The 15388-nt window shown below is 72.4% G+C and carries 17 protein-coding genes; 8 read left to right on the forward strand and 9 right to left on the reverse strand.

Annotated features, from left to right (window positions below):
• Nucleotides 1–134: 134 nt before the first annotated feature.
• Entirely contained in the window at nt 135–896 is a 762-nt protein-coding gene (locus ABEA43_RS56130) for a maleylpyruvate isomerase N-terminal domain-containing protein (RefSeq protein ID WP_345575540.1), read from the forward strand.
• A 9-nt stretch (nt 897–905) separates the two neighbouring features.
• Here the strand turns inward: ABEA43_RS56130 and ABEA43_RS56135 are convergent, their stop codons facing one another.
• Nucleotides 906–1721, reverse strand: coding sequence for an alpha/beta fold hydrolase (locus ABEA43_RS56135; protein WP_345575542.1), 816 nt, complete (start codon nt 1719–1721; stop codon nt 906–908).
• Between the two features lie 46 nt (nt 1722–1767).
• Complete coding sequence (locus tag ABEA43_RS56140) at nt 1768–2208, reverse strand: MarR family winged helix-turn-helix transcriptional regulator (RefSeq protein WP_345575544.1); 441 nt, start codon at nt 2206–2208, stop codon at nt 1768–1770.
• A gap of 41 nt (nt 2209–2249) precedes the next feature.
• On the opposite strand from ABEA43_RS56140, the gene ABEA43_RS56145 reads away from it, so the two are divergent.
• Nucleotides 2250–2603: a nucleotide pyrophosphohydrolase gene (locus ABEA43_RS56145; RefSeq protein ID WP_345575546.1), complete on the forward strand. Its 354-nt coding sequence runs from the start codon at nt 2250–2252 to the stop codon at nt 2601–2603.
• An 87-nt stretch (nt 2604–2690) separates the two neighbouring features.
• Nucleotides 2691–5831, forward strand: a complete 3141-nt coding sequence (locus tag ABEA43_RS56150) for an AfsR/SARP family transcriptional regulator (protein WP_345575548.1) — start codon at nt 2691–2693, stop codon at nt 5829–5831.
• 22 nt (nt 5832–5853) lie between these two features.
• Here the strand turns inward: ABEA43_RS56150 and ABEA43_RS56155 are convergent, their stop codons facing one another.
• Nucleotides 5854–6297 (reverse strand): SRPBCC family protein, encoded by a 444-nt coding sequence (locus ABEA43_RS56155; protein WP_345575550.1) that lies wholly within the window; start codon nt 6295–6297, stop codon nt 5854–5856.
• Nucleotides 6298–6396: 99 nt separating this feature from the next.
• Between ABEA43_RS56155 and ABEA43_RS56160 the strand changes: the two genes are divergently transcribed.
• From ABEA43_RS56160 to ABEA43_RS56170, 3 genes are read left to right on the forward strand one after another with little or no spacing between them, the layout of a single operon-like run.
• Nucleotides 6397–7611, forward strand: a complete 1215-nt coding sequence (locus tag ABEA43_RS56160) for an amidohydrolase family protein (RefSeq protein ID WP_345575552.1) — start codon at nt 6397–6399, stop codon at nt 7609–7611.
• Between the two features lie 31 nt (nt 7612–7642).
• On the forward strand, nt 7643–8677 hold the full coding sequence (locus ABEA43_RS56165) for an alpha/beta hydrolase (RefSeq protein WP_345575555.1): 1035 nt from the start codon (nt 7643–7645) through the stop codon (nt 8675–8677).
• 36 nt (nt 8678–8713) lie between these two features.
• A complete protein-coding gene (locus tag ABEA43_RS56170) occupies nt 8714–9421 on the forward strand; it encodes a helix-turn-helix domain-containing protein (RefSeq protein WP_345575557.1) in 708 nt (235 codons plus the stop codon).
• Here the strand turns inward: ABEA43_RS56170 and ABEA43_RS56175 are convergent.
• The 4 genes from ABEA43_RS56175 to ABEA43_RS56190 are packed head-to-tail and all read right to left on the reverse strand — an operon-like array spanning nt 9405 to nt 11966.
• Nucleotides 9405–10049 carry an alpha-ketoglutarate-dependent dioxygenase AlkB family protein gene (locus ABEA43_RS56175; protein WP_425570625.1) on the reverse strand — a complete coding sequence of 215 codons (645 nt, stop codon included), beginning with the start codon at nt 10047–10049 and terminating at the stop codon, nt 9405–9407. The genes ABEA43_RS56170 and ABEA43_RS56175 overlap by 17 nt on opposite strands.
• Nucleotides 10043–10717 (reverse strand): Ada metal-binding domain-containing protein, encoded by a 675-nt coding sequence (locus ABEA43_RS56180; protein ID WP_345575559.1) that lies wholly within the window; start codon nt 10715–10717, stop codon nt 10043–10045. The genes ABEA43_RS56175 and ABEA43_RS56180 overlap by 7 nt, the downstream gene beginning before the upstream one ends.
• Nucleotides 10714–11484, reverse strand: a complete 771-nt coding sequence (locus tag ABEA43_RS56185; RefSeq protein WP_345575561.1) for a 2OG-Fe(II) oxygenase — start codon at nt 11482–11484, stop codon at nt 10714–10716. Before ABEA43_RS56185 ends, ABEA43_RS56180 begins: the two co-directional genes overlap by 4 nt.
• Nucleotides 11481–11966: a methylated-DNA--[protein]-cysteine S-methyltransferase gene (locus ABEA43_RS56190; protein WP_345575563.1), complete on the reverse strand. Its 486-nt coding sequence runs from the start codon at nt 11964–11966 to the stop codon at nt 11481–11483. The genes ABEA43_RS56185 and ABEA43_RS56190 overlap by 4 nt, the downstream gene beginning before the upstream one ends.
• 50 nt (nt 11967–12016) lie before the next feature.
• Between ABEA43_RS56190 and ABEA43_RS56195 the strand changes: the two genes are divergently transcribed.
• Complete coding sequence (locus ABEA43_RS56195; protein WP_345575565.1) at nt 12017–12325, forward strand: alpha/beta hydrolase; 309 nt, start codon at nt 12017–12019, stop codon at nt 12323–12325.
• Between the two features lie 3 nt (nt 12326–12328).
• Here the strand turns inward: ABEA43_RS56195 and ABEA43_RS56200 are convergent, their stop codons facing one another.
• A complete protein-coding gene (locus ABEA43_RS56200; RefSeq protein WP_345575567.1) occupies nt 12329–12664 on the reverse strand; it encodes a hypothetical protein in 336 nt (111 codons plus the stop codon).
• Between the two features lie 296 nt (nt 12665–12960).
• Nucleotides 12961–14589, reverse strand: a complete 1629-nt coding sequence (locus tag ABEA43_RS56205; protein WP_345575569.1) for a CocE/NonD family hydrolase — start codon at nt 14587–14589, stop codon at nt 12961–12963.
• A gap of 222 nt (nt 14590–14811) precedes the next feature.
• On the opposite strand from ABEA43_RS56205, the gene ABEA43_RS56210 reads away from it, so the two are divergent.
• Nucleotides 14812–15384 carry a TIGR03086 family metal-binding protein gene (locus tag ABEA43_RS56210; RefSeq protein ID WP_345575571.1) on the forward strand — a complete coding sequence of 191 codons (573 nt, stop codon included), beginning with the start codon at nt 14812–14814 and terminating at the stop codon, nt 15382–15384.
• Nucleotides 15385–15388 lie beyond the last annotated feature (4 nt).

The following is a 15388-nucleotide window of genomic DNA, read 5'->3' on the forward strand; positions in this document are numbered from 1 at the left end:
TCGGGGCCCTCGTCTTCAGGTCCTCGGCGAGGAGGAACAACATCGACTCGAACACCTGCGCTATTTGTGGAAGGATGCTGGACGTCCGAGGCTGCCGGATGACGGCGGTCGGGCCGGCAGGGAAGGGGCACGGCATGGATGCGGACCGATATCTGGAGCTGTTCGAGCTGGACTTCGCGCGATTGCGCGAGACCGCCACCCGTGATCTGGGCGCGGCGGTGCCCAGCTGTCCCGGCTGGACCGCCACCGACCTCGTCCACCACATCGCCGAGGTCTACCTGCACAAGGTCGAGATGATGCGCAAGGACGCCTGGCCCGACCCGTGGCCGCCGGCGCCCGACCCGGCAGGGCCGGCCGCCTACCTCGACCGGGGCGTCGCCGAGCTGCGCGCCGAGTTCGCCGCGCGCACGCCGCAGGACAAGACCCTCACCTGGTACGACCCCGACCAGACGGTCGGCTTCTGGATCCGCAGGATGGCGCAGGAGACGGTGGTGCACCGGGTGGACGCCGAGCTGGCGGCCGGCGAATCCATCGCGCCGATCCCCGACGACCTGGCCCTCGACGGCATCGACGAGGTGCTCGTGGTCTGCCTCGCTTATGTCGCCGACAAGTGGCCCGAAGAGCTCGGCGACCGCCTCACCGGCGCGGACGGCCGCGCGGTGTCGATCGAGGCGGGGGCGGAGCGCTGGCTGGTGCGTCCGGGAGCGTCCGGGGTCGAGATCGCGCGGGGTGGCGGCGGTCCGGCCGCGGCGTCGATTTCGGCGTCGATTTCTGGGACGCCGCATGACGTGTTGTTGTGGCTGTGGGGGCGGGTGGACGGTGGAGCGCTGAGTTTCACCGGCGATCCCGAGCCCGTGGAGCGGCTGCGCGGGCTGCTCAAGGACGCCACGCAGTAGGGGCAGGGGTCAGCGGATGTCGGCCGTGGTGAGTAGTTCGCGGAGGCGGGCCGCGTAGGCGCGGGGGTGGCTGGTGTTGCCGTTGTGGCCGCCCGGCATCCGCACCAGCTCCGTGCCCAGCAGCTCGGCCAGCGCGACGGCGCACTGGTGGTCGAAGACGGTGGGCGGGGTGCTCAGCCCGGCCGCGGGCATGATCCGCGTACGGCATCCCGTCAGGTCGAGCTCGTCCTCGATGACGGCGGCGAAGTCGTGCCTGAGGAAGACGTCGAAGTTCGCCTGCCGCTGGGGCGTCATGGGCTGCGGCGTCAGATCCGGCTCGGCGTCCGAGGTGATGCCGAGCACGCGCGGCACCTCCTTCAACGCCGCGGGCAGGCCCTCGTCCAGGTAGAGCGCGCGCAGCTCCGACAGCTCGGCGCGGTGCCGGTCCCGGACGGCCGCGGGCAGCAGCCAGGGCGAGACGGGCTCGTGGGCGATGAGCAGGCTGAGCTGTTCGGGGTGCGCGACGGCGAGGTGGAGCCCGATGGAGGCGCCCAGGCTCTGGCCGAGCATGATCACAGGCTGGTCGGTGACGTGGGCCAGGAGCCGGTGCACGTCGTCCGCGTGCTGCCGCACGCTCACCCCCGCGCCCGGGTCGTCGATGGTGCTGCGGCTGAGCCCGCGCCGGTCGTACGTGATCACTGTGTACGCGTCCTGGAGCTGATCGACCAGATCCACGCTGCGACTGGCGTCGCCCTCGCCACTCTGGGAGATCAGGAGGAGCGGTCCCGTCCCGCGAAGCTCGTAGTAGAGGTTGCCGCCCGGCACGGTCAAGGTTTCTGAGGTCATGGAGAACACCATAGTCCATCAGAATTGATGTATCAAGTCTGATGGACTAAATGCGCGACCCCGGGATCAGCCGCGACGCGAGCTCCTCCAGGGCCGCCACCGTCTCGCTCACGCGTGCGGGGTCCTCGGTGCCCAGCGCGGCGGCCAGTGCGGCGTCGATCGGCGTGTCCCTGACCTGCGTCACGCGTTCGGAGATCTCAGGAGCCTCGCGGATGATCGTCCGGCGCCGGTCCTTGGGATCGGTCTCGGTGATCACCGCGTCCACCGCGCGCAACCGCGAGATGGAGGCGGACACGGCGCTCTGCGGCAGGCCCGTGCGGGCGGCGATCTCGCCCACGGTCGTGCCGGGGTGGCCGCGCAGGTCGCTCACCACGATCAGGACCGTGCGCACGCTCGTGGAGTGCTCGCCGATGCCCTCGCTCGGCATGGCCTCCTCGCCGATCTTCATCAGCGTCCGGCCCAAAAGGAACAGCTCGACCCCATTCATCTTCAGCAAGATACAGCCGTGGCTCGGTAGGGTCCTGTGACGTGACGACGGAGTTGGAGCACCTTGCCGCGCGCCTGCGGGAGTTCGCCCAGGTGCGGGAATGGGAGCAGTTCCACACGCCGAAGAACCTGGCGATGGCGCTGGCGGGCGAGGTGGGGGAGCTGGTGGCGGAGTTCCAGTGGCTCACCGCCGAGGAGTCCAGGAGCCCGGGGCCCGACGCGCTCGCCCGGATGCGTACCGAGCTGGGCGACGTGACCCTCTACCTGATCCGCCTGGCGGACGTGCTGGGCGTGGACCTGATGGCCGCGGCGGAGGCCAAGCTGGACGACAACGACCGCCGCTACGACGCCGACCGCTACCGCGGCTCCGCGAGAAAGGCCCCGCGCACCACATAACCCGCGCACTACATAAGCCGGGATGCCGGGCGCGCGATGGCGCCCTGCGCTTCTCGTGGGCTCAAAGCCGCACATAGGGTGACGGGCATGCGTTTTGGGGTGCTGGGGCCGCTGGCCGTGTGGACGGACGCCGGGGAGACCGTGACGGTTCCCGGTCTCAAAGTACGGGCGCTGCTGGCGGACCTGCTCGTCCACGAGGGCCACCCGGTCTCCGTGGACCGCCTGGTCGACGACCTGTGGGGCGAGGACGCGCCGGCCAACCCGGCGGGCGCGCTCCAGGTCCGCGTCTCGCAGCTGCGCAAGGCGCTCGAAGACGCCGAACCCGGCGCCAAGAACCTGGTCGTCTCCCGGGCCCCGGGCTACCTGCTGCGCGCGGACGAGGACGCCGTGGACGCGGTCAGGTTCGCCGGCCTGCTGTCGAAGGCCGAGGCCGCCGACAGCCCCAGGACCAGGGCGGGGCTGCTGGCCGACGCGCTGGCCCTGTGGCGGGGGCCGGCGTTCGCCGACTTCGCGGACGAGGAGTACACCAGGTCGGCCGTGCTCCGGCTGGAGGAGCAGCGGCTGTCGGCGCTGGAGCAGCACGCCGAGGTGCGGCTGGAGCTGGGCGAGCACGGGCTGCTCGTGGGCGAGCTGGGCGACCTGGTGGCCAGGCATCCGCTCAGGGAGCGGCTGCGGGCCGTACACATGCGGGCTCTTTACCGCGCGGGGCGGCAGAGTGAGGCCCTGGCCGGTTACGGCGAGCTGCGTGAGCGGCTGGCCGACGAGCTCGGGCTCGATCCCGGGCCCGAGCTGGTCGCGCTGCACCAGGCGATCCTCGGGCAGGACCCGGCGCTGAGCGTCCCCGCGGAGCGTCCCGTGACGAACCTGCCCGCCCCCGTCAGCAAGCTGGTCGGCCGGGACGAGGCGCTCGCCGAGCTGTGCGCGCTGGCCGGGGACGAGCGGCTGGTGACGCTCACCGGCAGCGGCGGGGTCGGCAAGACCCGGCTGGCGCTGGAGACGGCGAACCGCCTGGTCGACGACTTCGCGGACGGCGCCTGGCTGGTGGCGCTGGACCAGGCGTCCCGTACCCCGGTCGAGGCCGCGATGGCGGCCCTGGACATCAGGGAGGACGCGAGCTCGGGCGCCGCCGCCGGGCAGCTCGCCGCCGCGCTCAAGCCCCGGCGGATGCTGCTGGTGCTGGACAACTGCGAACACGTGGTCGAGCAGGTCGCCGAGCTGGTCGAGCTGCTCCTGCGCGCCTGTCCGGGCCTGCGGATCCTGGCCACGAGCAGGGAGCCGCTGGCCGTGGACGGCGAGGTGCTGTGGAGCGTGCCCCCGCTCGGCGTGCCCTCCACGGCCGACCTGGCGGCGATGGCCCGCTCGGACGCGGTCCGATTGTTCGTGATCCGCGCCGCCGCCTCCGCCAGGGGCTTCGCGCTCGACTCGGGGAACGCGCAGGCCGTCGCGCAGCTCTGCAAGCGGCTCGACGGCATCCCGCTGGCGCTGGAGCTGGCCGCGACCCGGGTGCGGGCGCTCGGCGTGCACGGCGTGGTGGACCGGCTGGACGACAGGTTCCGGCTGCTGGCCTCCGGGCAGCGTGGCGCTCCCGCCCGTCAGCAGACGCTGACCGCGGTGATCGACTGGAGCTGGGACCTGCTGTCCGACGACGAACGTCTCGTGCTGCGCCGCCTGGCCGTGCACGCCGACGGCTGCACGCTGGAGTCGGCCGAGGCCGTCGGCGCGGAGGCGGGGCTCGACGTGCTGGACCTGCTGGCCCGCCTGGTCGACAGGTCGCTCGTGGTCGTGATCGACGCCCCGGCCGGCGTCAGGTACCGGCTGCTCGAATCGGTGTCGGAGTACTGCCTGGCCCGGCTGGCCGACGCCGGCGAGGCCGATCGCGTACGCCTCGCGCACCTGCGCCACTACGTGCAGCTGGCCGAGGCGGCCGAGCCCGAGCTGTACGGGCACGGGCAGCGGGAGTGGCTGCTGCGCCTGGACGCCGAGGCGGCCAACATGCGGGCCGCCCTGGACACCGCGATCGCCCAGCGGGCCGGCGACGACGCGGCCCGCCTGGTGAACGCGCTGGCCTGGTACTGGGTCCTGCGCGGCAGGCTGGCCGAGGGCCGGCGCTCCCTGGTGACCGCGCTGTCCATCGAAGGGACGGGCACCTCGGTACGCGCCCCCTCGATGGACAGGGCGGCGGCCTGGCAGGCCGGGTTCACGCTGCTGCTGGGCGAGCAGTTCGACTGGCGGCCGGCGCTGGAGGCGATCGACGATCCCGGTGAGCGGGCCAGGGCCGAGCTGTTCGTCAGCATGCACATCCACGACATGCCGACCGGCCAGGAGCTGGTGCGCAAGGCGCTGACCACGTTCAGGGCCGTCGGGGACCGCTGGGGCATCGCCGCCGCGCTCAGCAGGCAGGCCAGGGACGCGTTCACCCAGCGCGACAACGAGGCGCTGGAGCGGATCGGCGGGGAGAGCGCGCGCCTGTTCACCGAGCTCGGCGACCGCTGGGGGCTGCTGCAGGCCACCGAGTGGCTGGGCGGGCTGGCCGAGATGCGGAACGACGCGGAGGAGGCCAGGCGGCTGTTCGGCGAGGGCCTGCGGATGGCCGAGGACCTCGGGCTCTGGTCCCAGGTGGCCACGCGGATCGCCTGGCTGGGCTGGATCGCGCTGCAGAGCTGCGAGTACGACCGCGCCATCGAGCTGTGCGAACGCGCCATGAAGCTGGCCGCCGACCAGGGCTACAAGGAGGGCGAGACCATGGCCGAGATGGGCCTGGCCTTCTCCGCGCGCCGGGCGGGACGCCTCGACCTGGCGGAGACGCACCTGCACCACCTGCTCGACGGCGTGCCGCGCGGCCCCGACCTCGATCCCCTCATGCACGTGCCGTCCACGCTCATCGAGCTCGGCCACCTCACCGAGCTGCGCGGCGATCCGGCCGCGGCCCTGGACCTGCACATGGAGGCGCTGGCCGCGGGGCGGAAGGTCGGCGACCCCCGGACGATGGCGGGCGCGGTGGAGGGCGCGGCGTCGGCCTCGGGCGCGACCGAGCAGGCCGCCAGGCTGCTGGGGCTGGCGGCCGCGGCCAGGGAGCACCACCAGACTCCGGCGGGGCCGTCGGAGCGGGAGGAGGTCGATCGCATCACGGCCAGGGTGCGGGACGCGCTAGGGGAGGCGGCGTTCGCGGCGGCGTACGAGGAAGGCGCCGCCCGCAAGCTCGACGAGGCGCAGGACCTGCTGCACTGACCGCGGGGCCGCCCAGCGGGCGCTACTCGACCTGGGCGGCGAGGCGGTCGAAGAACTCGATCCAGCCCGACCTGGCCTGCTCGGCGTGCTCCTGGTCGGTGTTGACGCCGTACTGGTGGAAGCGCATCTCGGTCTTGCCGTCCGTCTCCACGAAGTGGATCGTCACCACGGACGCGGGCGCGTCCCCGGGCCGGTCCGGGTCGCCGGTGGTGAACACCAGCCGCCGCGGCGCCTCCACCTCCCGGTACGTGCCGTCGAGCGTCACCTCGAACCCCTCGTCGCCCAGCAGCGAGGCCCGCCAGATCCCGCCGGGCCGGGCGTCCAGGGTGATCCGGCCCACCGGCGTGGCCAGCGACTCGGGCCCGAACCAGCGGGAGAAGCGCTCGGGCTCGGTCCAGGAGGCCCACACCAGCTCACGGGGGGCGTTGAAGACGCGGGTGATGTCGTATTCGGCGGTCTGGGTCATTTCGTCGTCCTTCGCGGTCGTGGTCGATGACTCCAAGGTGCCGCGCCGGGCTTACGATCCCCTTCTCGTGGCCTTTAGGCGCGTGACAGTGTGGACGCCATGAGGATCATCCGCGCCGCAAAGGTGCTCACGGGACGTCCCGGAGAGGTCATCGCGGAGGGCGAGGTGCTCGTCGACGGTGACACGATCGTTTCGGTGGGCCCGCGCGGCAGCGCGGGGGAGGTGGGGGAGATCGTCGAGCTGCCCGGCCACACGGTGCTGCCCGGGATGATCGACGCGCACGTGCACCTGGGGTTCGACGACAAGGTCGATCCGGTGACGCGGCGCAGTCAGGAGAGCGACCGGCACCTGCTGCTGCGGATGGCCGAGAACGCGCGCAAGCTCGTGGCGGCGGGCGTCACCACCGCCCGCGACCTCGGCGCGCGCGGCTTCCTCGACCTGGCCCTGCGCGACGCGATCGAGGAGGGCCTGGCCGTCGGGCCGCACATCGTGGCCGCGACCAGGCCCATCACCATCACCGGCGGCCACTGCTGGTACATGGGCGGCGAGGCCGACGACGAGCCCGCCATCCGCCGCGTGGCCAGGGAGAACCTGCGGGCGGGCGCCGACTGCCTGAAGGTGATGGCCTCGGGCGGCCAGATGACGCCGGGCGCGCCGCCGAGCTGGGTGCCTCAATACACCACCGAGCACCTGCGCGTGGTCGTGGAGGAGGCGGCGACGCGCGGCAAGGGCGTGGCGGCGCACGCGCACGCGGCCGTGTCGATCCAGAGCGCCGTCGAGGCCGGTGTGTCCACCATCGAGCACTGTTCGTTCTTCACCCCGTCGGGTCACCGCTACGACGCCAAGCTGGTCGACCTGGTCGCGGCCGGCGGCACGTACGTCTGCCCGACCGTGCACGGGGTGATCTGGCGCTCGCGCGACGTGCTCGGGACCGAGACGATCGAGGCGTGGCTGCGCGGGGTCGCCACCATGCGGGACGCGGGGGTCCGGCTGATCGCGGGGACCGACGCCGGGTTCGCGGTCGCGGGCATCGAGAACCGCATGGACGGCTACGTCGGCGGGCTGGAGGCGTTCGCGGAGGCGGGGTTCGGGAACGCGGAGATCATCGAGCTGGCCACCGTACGGGCCGCCGACGCGATCGGGCTCGGCGCGGTCACCGGCAGCCTGGAGGCGGGCAAGCGCGCCGACCTGATCGCGGTCGCGGGCGATCCGCTCGACCGCCTCGCCGACCTGCGCAACCTCACCCTCGTCCTGGTCTCGGGGCGCGCCGTCACCCAGGCAGGCGTGGACACCGTGACCTCGTCGATCCGCTGAGCCCTTACATCACCTCAGGAAGGGAGATTCCATGCTGCCCTGGTCCGCCGAGCTGGCCGGCCGTCTGGAGCACCACGTCATCGTCAGCGACCTGCTGCGCGGCAACCCGCTGGGGGATCCGCACGAGCGGCCGGTGATGGTGTACGTGCCGCCCGGCTACGACGACGAACCTGATCGCCGCTACCCGTCCGTCTACGTGCTGCTCGGCTACACCGGGCACGTCGCCATGTGGCTGAACAGGGCCCCGTTCCGCCAGCCCTACCCGGAGCTGGCGGACGCCGTGTTCGCCGGCGGGGACGTCCCGCCCGTCATCGTCGTGTACGTGGACGCGTGGACCTCGCTCGGCGGCAGCCAGTTCCTCGACTCGCCCGGCACCGGCCGCTACCACTCCTACCTGCGCGACGAGGTCGTCCCCTGGGTGGACGAGCACTACCGCACGATCGCCGGCCGCGACCACCGCGCCGTCACCGGCAAGTCCAGCGGCGGCTACGGGGCGATGGTCACCGCCATGCTGGCGCCCGACGTGTTCGGGGCGCTGGCCACCCATGCCGGGGACGCGTTGTTCGAGGTCAGCGCCAGGGTCTCGTTCCCCGGGCTGGCGCGCAGGCTGCGCGACATGTACGACGGCTCGTACGACGCGTTCTTCACCGACTTCCGCGCCCGGCTGGCGGGCACCAAGGAGGGCGACCTCGAACTGCTGGAGGTGTACGCCTACGCGGCCGCCTACTCCGCCGACGACGACGGGACCGTGCACCTGCCGTTCGACGACACCGGCGCGGTCGTGCCCGAGGTGTGGCGGCGCTGGCTGGCCCGCGACCCCGTCGTGATGGCCGGCGAGCCGCGCTACGCCGAGGCGTTGCGCTCGATGCGGGCGATCTGGGTGGACGCAGGGAGCCGGGACGAGTACTTCCTGGACGCCGGCGCGGTCGCGTTCCGCCGGGCGCTGCAGGCGGCGGGCGTACCGGATGAGCGGCTCTATTTCGAGCTCTTCGACGCCGGTCACGGCGGCATCGAATACCGCTACCCGCTGGCTCTCGCCTGGCTCGCGCACCGCCTGACCGGCTGAGCGCACGGCCCGCCGCCCAGACGCTAGGCTGCGCGGATGGACTCTGCGGAACTGAAGGAACGGGTACGCGAGCTGCGCGGTCAGGGCCGCTCCCCGAAGGAGATCGCCCGCGAGCTGAAGGTGCCGCCGTCGGTCGTGGCGCCGATCGTGCGCGCCATCGGCGCGGAGAGCGCCGAGCTGGCGGGTGCCGGTGAGCCCGAGGTGGCCGGGTGCTGGATCAGCACCGGCTGGAGCGCGCGGCTCGGCGTCGATCCCGCTCGCGGCTGGGTGGACGAGGCGCCCGGCTCGGCCGCCGAGGGCATCGAGGGCATGGTGTGCGTGCTCGTCGCCAGGCGGCACACCTGGGACAGGGTGACGGTCGCCGGCTACCTCGCCGACGCCTACTGCCTCGGGGTGAAGAACTCCATCGGTCCCGACGTGCTCGACGAGCGCGGCCTGCGGCGCTTCCGCGAATACTTCTTCGGCGAGTACGCCGGCTGGCAGGAGGCGCCGATCGAGCTGGCCCAGCACCTGGTGTTCGGGTCCATCGACTACGCCCGCACGCTCGGGTTCGAGCCGCACGAGGACTTCGCGACCGTGTCCGACGTGCTGGGCAAGTGGGAGGGGGACGCGGCGATCACGTTCGGCCGCGACGGCAGGCCCTTCTACATGCAGGGCCCGCACGACGACCCGGGCAAGGTGCTGCGGATCCTGCGGCGCACGCTCTCCGACGACGAGTTCGACTACGTCATCGCAGCCCCGTGACCCGCATCGTGAGGTTGAGCCGTCCGGAGGCGAGCCCCGTGGCGGGGTCGCCGGTCCCCGGATAGACCTTCGGCACGCCGTGATAGGCGAACCGCGACGGCCCCCCGAACACGAACAGGTCGCCGGAGTCGAGCCGCACGTCGGTGTACGGGCGACCGCGCGTCTCGGTGTTGCCGAAGCGGAACAGGCACGCGTCGCCGATGCTCAGTGACACCACCGGGGCGTCGGACTTCTCGTCCTTGTCCTGGTGCATGCCCATCTTCGCCTGGCCGTCGTAGAAGTTGACGAGCGCGGTGTCGGGGTCGTAGGCGTCGTCGGGGCGGCCGTACGCGCGGGCCAGGGCGCGGCGGCCCAGGTCGCCGAGCCAGGCGGGGAAGCCGGCCACCTGACGGCCGTTGACGTCCTCGGCGACGCGCGTGTAGGTGTACGGGCGCCAGTGCCACCCGACGCAGACCGTCTGCACGGACATGACGCCGCCTCTGGGGAGCACGGTGTGCCGGATGGGCACCGGGCCGGCGGCCCAGTCGCGGCACGCCGCCACCAGGTGGCGCTGCTCGTCGAGGGTCAGCCAGCCGGGTACGTGCACCGCGCCGGGCGCGATCTCCCGCATCGGGAGGGGGATCACGATGGTTCCCGAAATATCACGTTACGGCCGATTTTCCAGCCGTTCCCGTCATGGTCGGCTCCGCGCATGCCTTCCAGTGTCCCAGGCGCTGCCAGGGCGACCGAGCGGGCGGTGGACGCGAAGCCGTACGTACGGGCCGGGTCCCAGTCCGTGCTCCGCCGCAGCCGCTCGCTCATCCTGGCCCACCCCAGCGGCGCGCCGGCCACCACCCAGGCGTCCGGCTCGCCCGCCGCGAACCGCCTGGCCTGCCGCAGCCACGACGCCGCCTCCTCGGGCCAGCCGACCACCGCGAGCACGGTGCCCGGCCAGGCGGCCGCGAACGCCTGGGCTACGTTCGCGGCGTCCCTGCCGTGCCCGATCACGACGGCGCCCGCCCGCTGCGCGCGTACCAGCTCGATCACCTTCCCCAGCTCGGCGGCGGTGGGCGCGGTCCGCCAGCTCCTGTACGCCTCGGGCAGGCACGCCGCGCACGGCCGGTAGCCCGCCGTCAGGGCGGTCGCCGCGTCGGCGAAGAAGACCCGATGCCGGACATATCCCCCGCGAGCGATGGCCCGCAGCGCCGACGGGCAGTCGAGCCGCCCGTACAGGCGGGCCTTCCGGTGCCCGCCCAGCGAGCCGGGCACCGGGCTGGCGTAGGGGCGGCCGTCCGCGCCGATCAGCGTGTACGTCATGAGGCGTCGTGGAAGACCAGCCCGAGCGTGTGCCGCAGGCCGGAGCGTACGGTGCTCACACCATGTCGTACGGGCGAGGCCGACCAGCCGCGAGAGGACCGGACCGGCCGGTCCCGCGTGGTGAAGATCAGCCCGTGTCCCTGCGGCAGCAGCGTCACCGTGCCGCGCGACTGAGCCCGCGGCCGCTGCTCCACCAGCAGGAACTCCCCCCCGTTGTAGTCCGCGCCCGGCCGGTCGAGCCCGATCACGACCTGCAGCGGGAACACCAGGTCCCCGTAGAGGTCGCGATGCAGGGCGTTCCAGTCGTTCTGCTTGTAGCGCAGGAGAATGGGCGTCGGCTTGCGCTGCCCGGCCCGGTGACACATGTCGAGCCACTCATCGAAGTCGTCCGGCCAGGGCGCGGACTGGCCGAGCCGAGCCGCCCAGTCGCGGGCGATCGGCAGCAGGTACGGGTAGAACGCCGCGCGCAGGTCCTGGACGAGGGACGGGAAGGGCCGGTCGAAATACCGGTACTGGCCGGATCCGAACCGATAGCGCTCCATGTCGATCGTGGACCGGAACAGGCCAGGGCTGTCGTACAGGCCGGAGATCTCCCGGCACTCCTCCGGCGTCAGCACCTGCGGCGTCAGCGCGCAGCCGACGGCGTCGACCTCCGCCGCCAGCTGCCCCCAGTCGGCCGCGGCCACCTTCGCGGCCTGCTCGGTCGCCGGCGCGCCGGGCATGACATAACGGTTTTCTTCGGTCAGGCTCATCTGCTCGGCGTTCACGACACGCTCCAGAGCTGCGGCTGGAGCGCGCCTTCGAGCGTGAGCAGGTCGTGTTTGCGGCTGAGGCCGCCCGCGTACCCGGTCAGGGCGCCGTCGGCGGCGACGACGCGGTGGCAGGGCCGCAGGACGAGCAGCGGGTTCGCGCCGATGGCGGCCCCGACGGCGCGGATGCGGTCGCGCGGCGCGCCGATGCGCGCGGCGATCGCGCCGTAGGAGGTGGTGGCGCCGTACGGCACCGCCGCGACCTCGGCCCACACCCGCTCCTGGAACTCGGTGCCGTGGGAGACGAAGGGCAGCTCGAAGACGGTCCGCTCACCCGCGAAGTATTCGCCGAACTGCCGCTCGGCCTCGGCGAACGCGAGCGGTTCCCGCCGCCACCCGGCCGGCACGCCCACGTCGAACGACACGCGGGTCAGCACCGAGCCGTCTCCTGCCAGCAGGATCTCGCCCAACGGGCTCTCGATCGTGGTGTAGATGTTCATACTCTCTACAACACCGTTCGCCGCCGGAAAGTCGGCGGTTTTCGGACGTCGTGGCGACCTTCTATCCGCTGGTGTGGCACGGGCCGTTCAAGCGCGCGACGCTGGAGGCGTTCGCGACGACGCTGGCCGCGATCGCCAAGGGCGGGACGTTCGGGGCGCTGCCGACGCTGTGGGTGCACGGGGACGAGGACGCGCTCGTCCCGCTGCCCGCCAGCCGGGGCGGCATCGAGGCGGTGCGTGGCTCGGACCTGACCGAGCGGATCTACCCGGGGGCCAGGCACGAGGTCTTCAACGAGACCAACAAGGACGAGGTCCTGGACGACGTGACCGCCTTCATCGACCGCGCGCTCACCCACTGATCGTCAGCGGACGGGCAGCCAGACGTGGCCGGAGCCGCGTGTGCGGGTCAGCTCCACCTTCCAGCAGCCCCGCTTCGGGAACACGAACCCGGTGCCCCACTCCTCCCCTGGCCGCTGCCAGCTCGACCCGCCGTGCTGCTCGGGCCCCCAGGCGAGCTTGGCGGCGGTGCCGTCGGGGAGCGTGGCCTTGACCGACAGCGGCCCCTCACCGGTCATCCGCCACACGATCTTGATCTCCTTGCCACGGGAGAGCGGCGGCTTCTTCGCGAACAGCAACCCCCACACCTCGGCGTCCCTGCCGATGCCCTGCACCTCCGGAAACCCCTGCCCCAAGCGCACGGGAGCGCTTTCGCACTCGGTGCCGGTGACGACAGGACGCACTCCATCGCCCGTCCCGGCCTCCGGACTCGCACTCGCAGCGGGCTCGGCTGCACTCGGGCGCGCAGCGGACCCGGACGCGCTCGGGCTTGGTGCGGACCCGGCCGCGAGGACACCGGCAGAGCATCCGGCCACGGCGGCGATCGCCGCCGCCACCCCTCCCACCAGCATCCCGCGCGCCACAGTGAACAGAACCACCCTCATCGAACCTCCATGCCCTCTCTACTCCGCTCCGGGCCAGGAGGTTCCGGAATCCTCTAAGGAGCACCGAGCACGGGCAACGTCACCGACGACGGGTGCTCCGCATCATGGAAGATCTCGAACCGCGTCGCCCGGGTCCGCACGGCCCGCCCCACCGGCTCCCCGGTCCCGTGGTTACGGGCGTACCTGGGGAACGCCCCGCCCGCGACCTGGACCCGGAGCCGATGCCCGCGCAGGAACCGGTACCCGGTCGGATGCAACTCGATCTCGGCCCTGGTCACCCCCTCGCTTCCCGCTGGGAGCCGGAGGATGCCATCGGTGACGTTCCGCGAGACCCCGGCGGGATCGACGTCGCAGAGCCGTACGAAGACGTCGGCGTACCCGGTGTCGGTCCGCACGTGCACGGTCGCGGAGACGGGACCGATCAGGTCGAGGTCGTGGGGGAGCGGCGTGCTCGTGTACACCAGCACGTCGGAACGCGCCTCGATGTCCCGGTTGTCGCGCTGCTTGGCCTCCTGCATGGCCAGGAGCGGCCCGCCGACCGACCGGGTGGGATGCGCGGGATCGTACGTGAAGGTGTCGGGACCGCCCTCGCCCGGCGGGTCCCAGCCGAGCGCGCGATGGGGCAGCAGATAGAGCGGCGTGGGCGTGGACTGCGGCGGCGGCCACCGGTCGAAGTCGAGCCACCGGTCGGCGCGCTGCAGGTAGAGCCGTACGGGCGAGCGGTGGAGCTGGGCGGTGTCGCCGAGCAGGTGCGCCGAGAGCCACGACACCTGGTCGGACACCTGCGCCCGCAGCGCGCCCAGATCGTGCCCCCACGGACCGATCGTGATCCGGCTGCGCCGCCCGGCCTCCCGCAACGTGGCGAAGTCACGTAGCTGCGCGGGCAGGAACAGATCCCACCATCCGGTGATCATGCTGGTGGGAGTGGTCATCTTCGCGGCGGCGGCGCTGTTGTCGGTGTCGGCCCAGAAGGAGTCGCCGGGCTCGGCGTGCGCGGCCACCTCACGCAGGAACGGCACCTCCTTGCCGATCGCGGCCACGTCGGAGGTGTCGATCGGCACGTGCGCCATGGCCCGGCGCAGGCGGCGCGCCTGGCGCGGGCTGGGCAGCATGCCGCCGAGCGGCGCCTCCTCCTGCGTGCCGATCAGCGCGGTCCAGGTCAGCATGTTGTGCAGGGCGAAAACACCGCCCGGATAGAACGTCGTGGTGAACTCGCTCGCCGTGACCCCCAGGCACATCGCCTCCAGCGGGGGATCGAGGTGCGGGCCGACCGCCCACTGGGTGTATCCCAGGTAGCTCGCCCCGGCCATCGCCAGCCTGCCGTCGCACCAGGGCTGCTCGCGCAGCCAGGCGGCCGTCGAGAGCCCGTCGTCCCGCTCCTGGTGGAAGGCCGAGAAGCGGCCTTTGGAGCCGAACGTGCCGCGGGTGTCCTGGACCACGACCTGCAGGCCGCGACTGGCCAGCACACGTCCGGTGGCCTTGGAGTCGATCCTGTGCTTGCCGTACGGGGTCCGGATCAGGACCACGGGCAGCGGCCCGGACCCGCGCGGACGGTAGCGGTCGGCGAGCAGCACGACGCCGTCGGGCATCGGAACACGCAGGTCACGGGTGACATCGAGGTCGGGTGTCGTGGGCTCCGGCAGCCCGAGATAACGGTCGAACAGTCTGCTGAGCACGCTCATGGCAGATCCTTTCGCTCCGGCCCTCAGCGTAAGGCTCACTTTCCCCAACGAAACGGCCCAATAGCGGCAGGCGCGCACCTTTCCACTCCGACGCGCGTTCGGGCACGCGTGCGACGCGCGTTCGGGCACGCGTGCGGCACGCGTTCGGGCGCTCGCCAAGAAGTCGTCGCGGGGCCGATGATTTTTCCCGCGCCCGTGGGTCTCCATCTACGAGGAGGCGCTATGAACACGCAGGGACAGGCGTTGGTCGCAGGTGTGGCACTGCTGGAGCGCGCGATCGACTACGCGCTCGGCTCCTTTCGCGTCGTGAGCCCGGCGGCGCTCTGCCGCCCCACGCCGTGCGCGGGCTGGAATCTGCAGATGCTGCTCGACCACATGAACGACTCCCTGCAGGCGCTGAACGAGGCCGCTGCCGGCCACATCGGCTGGCAGCGGCGGCCCGCCTCGCGCACGCCGTCGGCGCTCCTCCTCCGGGACGGGGCGACGGAGACGCTCGGCCTGTGGGCGGGCACGCTCACCGACGAGCTGATCTCCATTGACGACCGCCACCTGACGAGCCCGATGGTGGCCGCCGTGGGCGCGATCGAGATCGCCGTACACGCCTGGGACGTGGCCAGAGCCTGCGGCGAGCACCACCCGATCCCGCCCCTCCTGGCTGAGGAACTGCTCGACCTGGCCCACCTGTTCGTCACGCCCGCCGACCGGCCGGCCCGGTTCGCGCCGCCGCTGACGGTCCCGCCGTACGCCCCGGCGCAGGACCACCTCCTCGCCCACCTCGGCCGCCACCCCGCCTGACCGG

Source organism: Nonomuraea rosea (assembly GCF_039539705.1).
Lineage (GTDB): Bacteria > Actinomycetota > Actinomycetes > Streptosporangiales > Streptosporangiaceae > Nonomuraea > Nonomuraea rosea.

Coding starts and splice junctions, on each gene's coding strand:
- ABEA43_RS56155 (WP_345575550.1), bottom strand. CDS start 6,297: ATGACCCAGACCGCCGAATACGACATCACCCGCGTCTTCAACGCCCCC.
- ABEA43_RS56180 (WP_345575559.1), bottom strand. CDS start 10,717: ATGACGTACACGCTGATCGGCGCGGACGGCCGCCCCTACGCCAGCCCG.
- ABEA43_RS56130 (WP_345575540.1), top strand. CDS start 135: ATGGATGCGGACCGATATCTGGAGCTGTTCGAGCTGGACTTCGCGCGA.
- ABEA43_RS56135 (WP_345575542.1), bottom strand. CDS start 1,721: ATGACCTCAGAAACCTTGACCGTGCCGGGCGGCAACCTCTACTACGAG.
- ABEA43_RS56210 (WP_345575571.1), top strand. CDS start 14,812: ATGAACACGCAGGGACAGGCGTTGGTCGCAGGTGTGGCACTGCTGGAG.
- ABEA43_RS56150 (WP_345575548.1), top strand. CDS start 2,691: ATGCGTTTTGGGGTGCTGGGGCCGCTGGCCGTGTGGACGGACGCCGGG.
- ABEA43_RS56190 (WP_345575563.1), bottom strand. CDS start 11,966: ATGAACATCTACACCACGATCGAGAGCCCGTTGGGCGAGATCCTGCTG.
- ABEA43_RS56140 (WP_345575544.1), bottom strand. CDS start 2,208: ATGAATGGGGTCGAGCTGTTCCTTTTGGGCCGGACGCTGATGAAGATC.
- ABEA43_RS56160 (WP_345575552.1), top strand. CDS start 6,397: ATGAGGATCATCCGCGCCGCAAAGGTGCTCACGGGACGTCCCGGAGAG.
- ABEA43_RS56205 (WP_345575569.1), bottom strand. CDS start 14,589: ATGAGCGTGCTCAGCAGACTGTTCGACCGTTATCTCGGGCTGCCGGAG.
- ABEA43_RS56165 (WP_345575555.1), top strand. CDS start 7,643: ATGCTGCCCTGGTCCGCCGAGCTGGCCGGCCGTCTGGAGCACCACGTC.
- ABEA43_RS56170 (WP_345575557.1), top strand. CDS start 8,714: ATGGACTCTGCGGAACTGAAGGAACGGGTACGCGAGCTGCGCGGTCAG.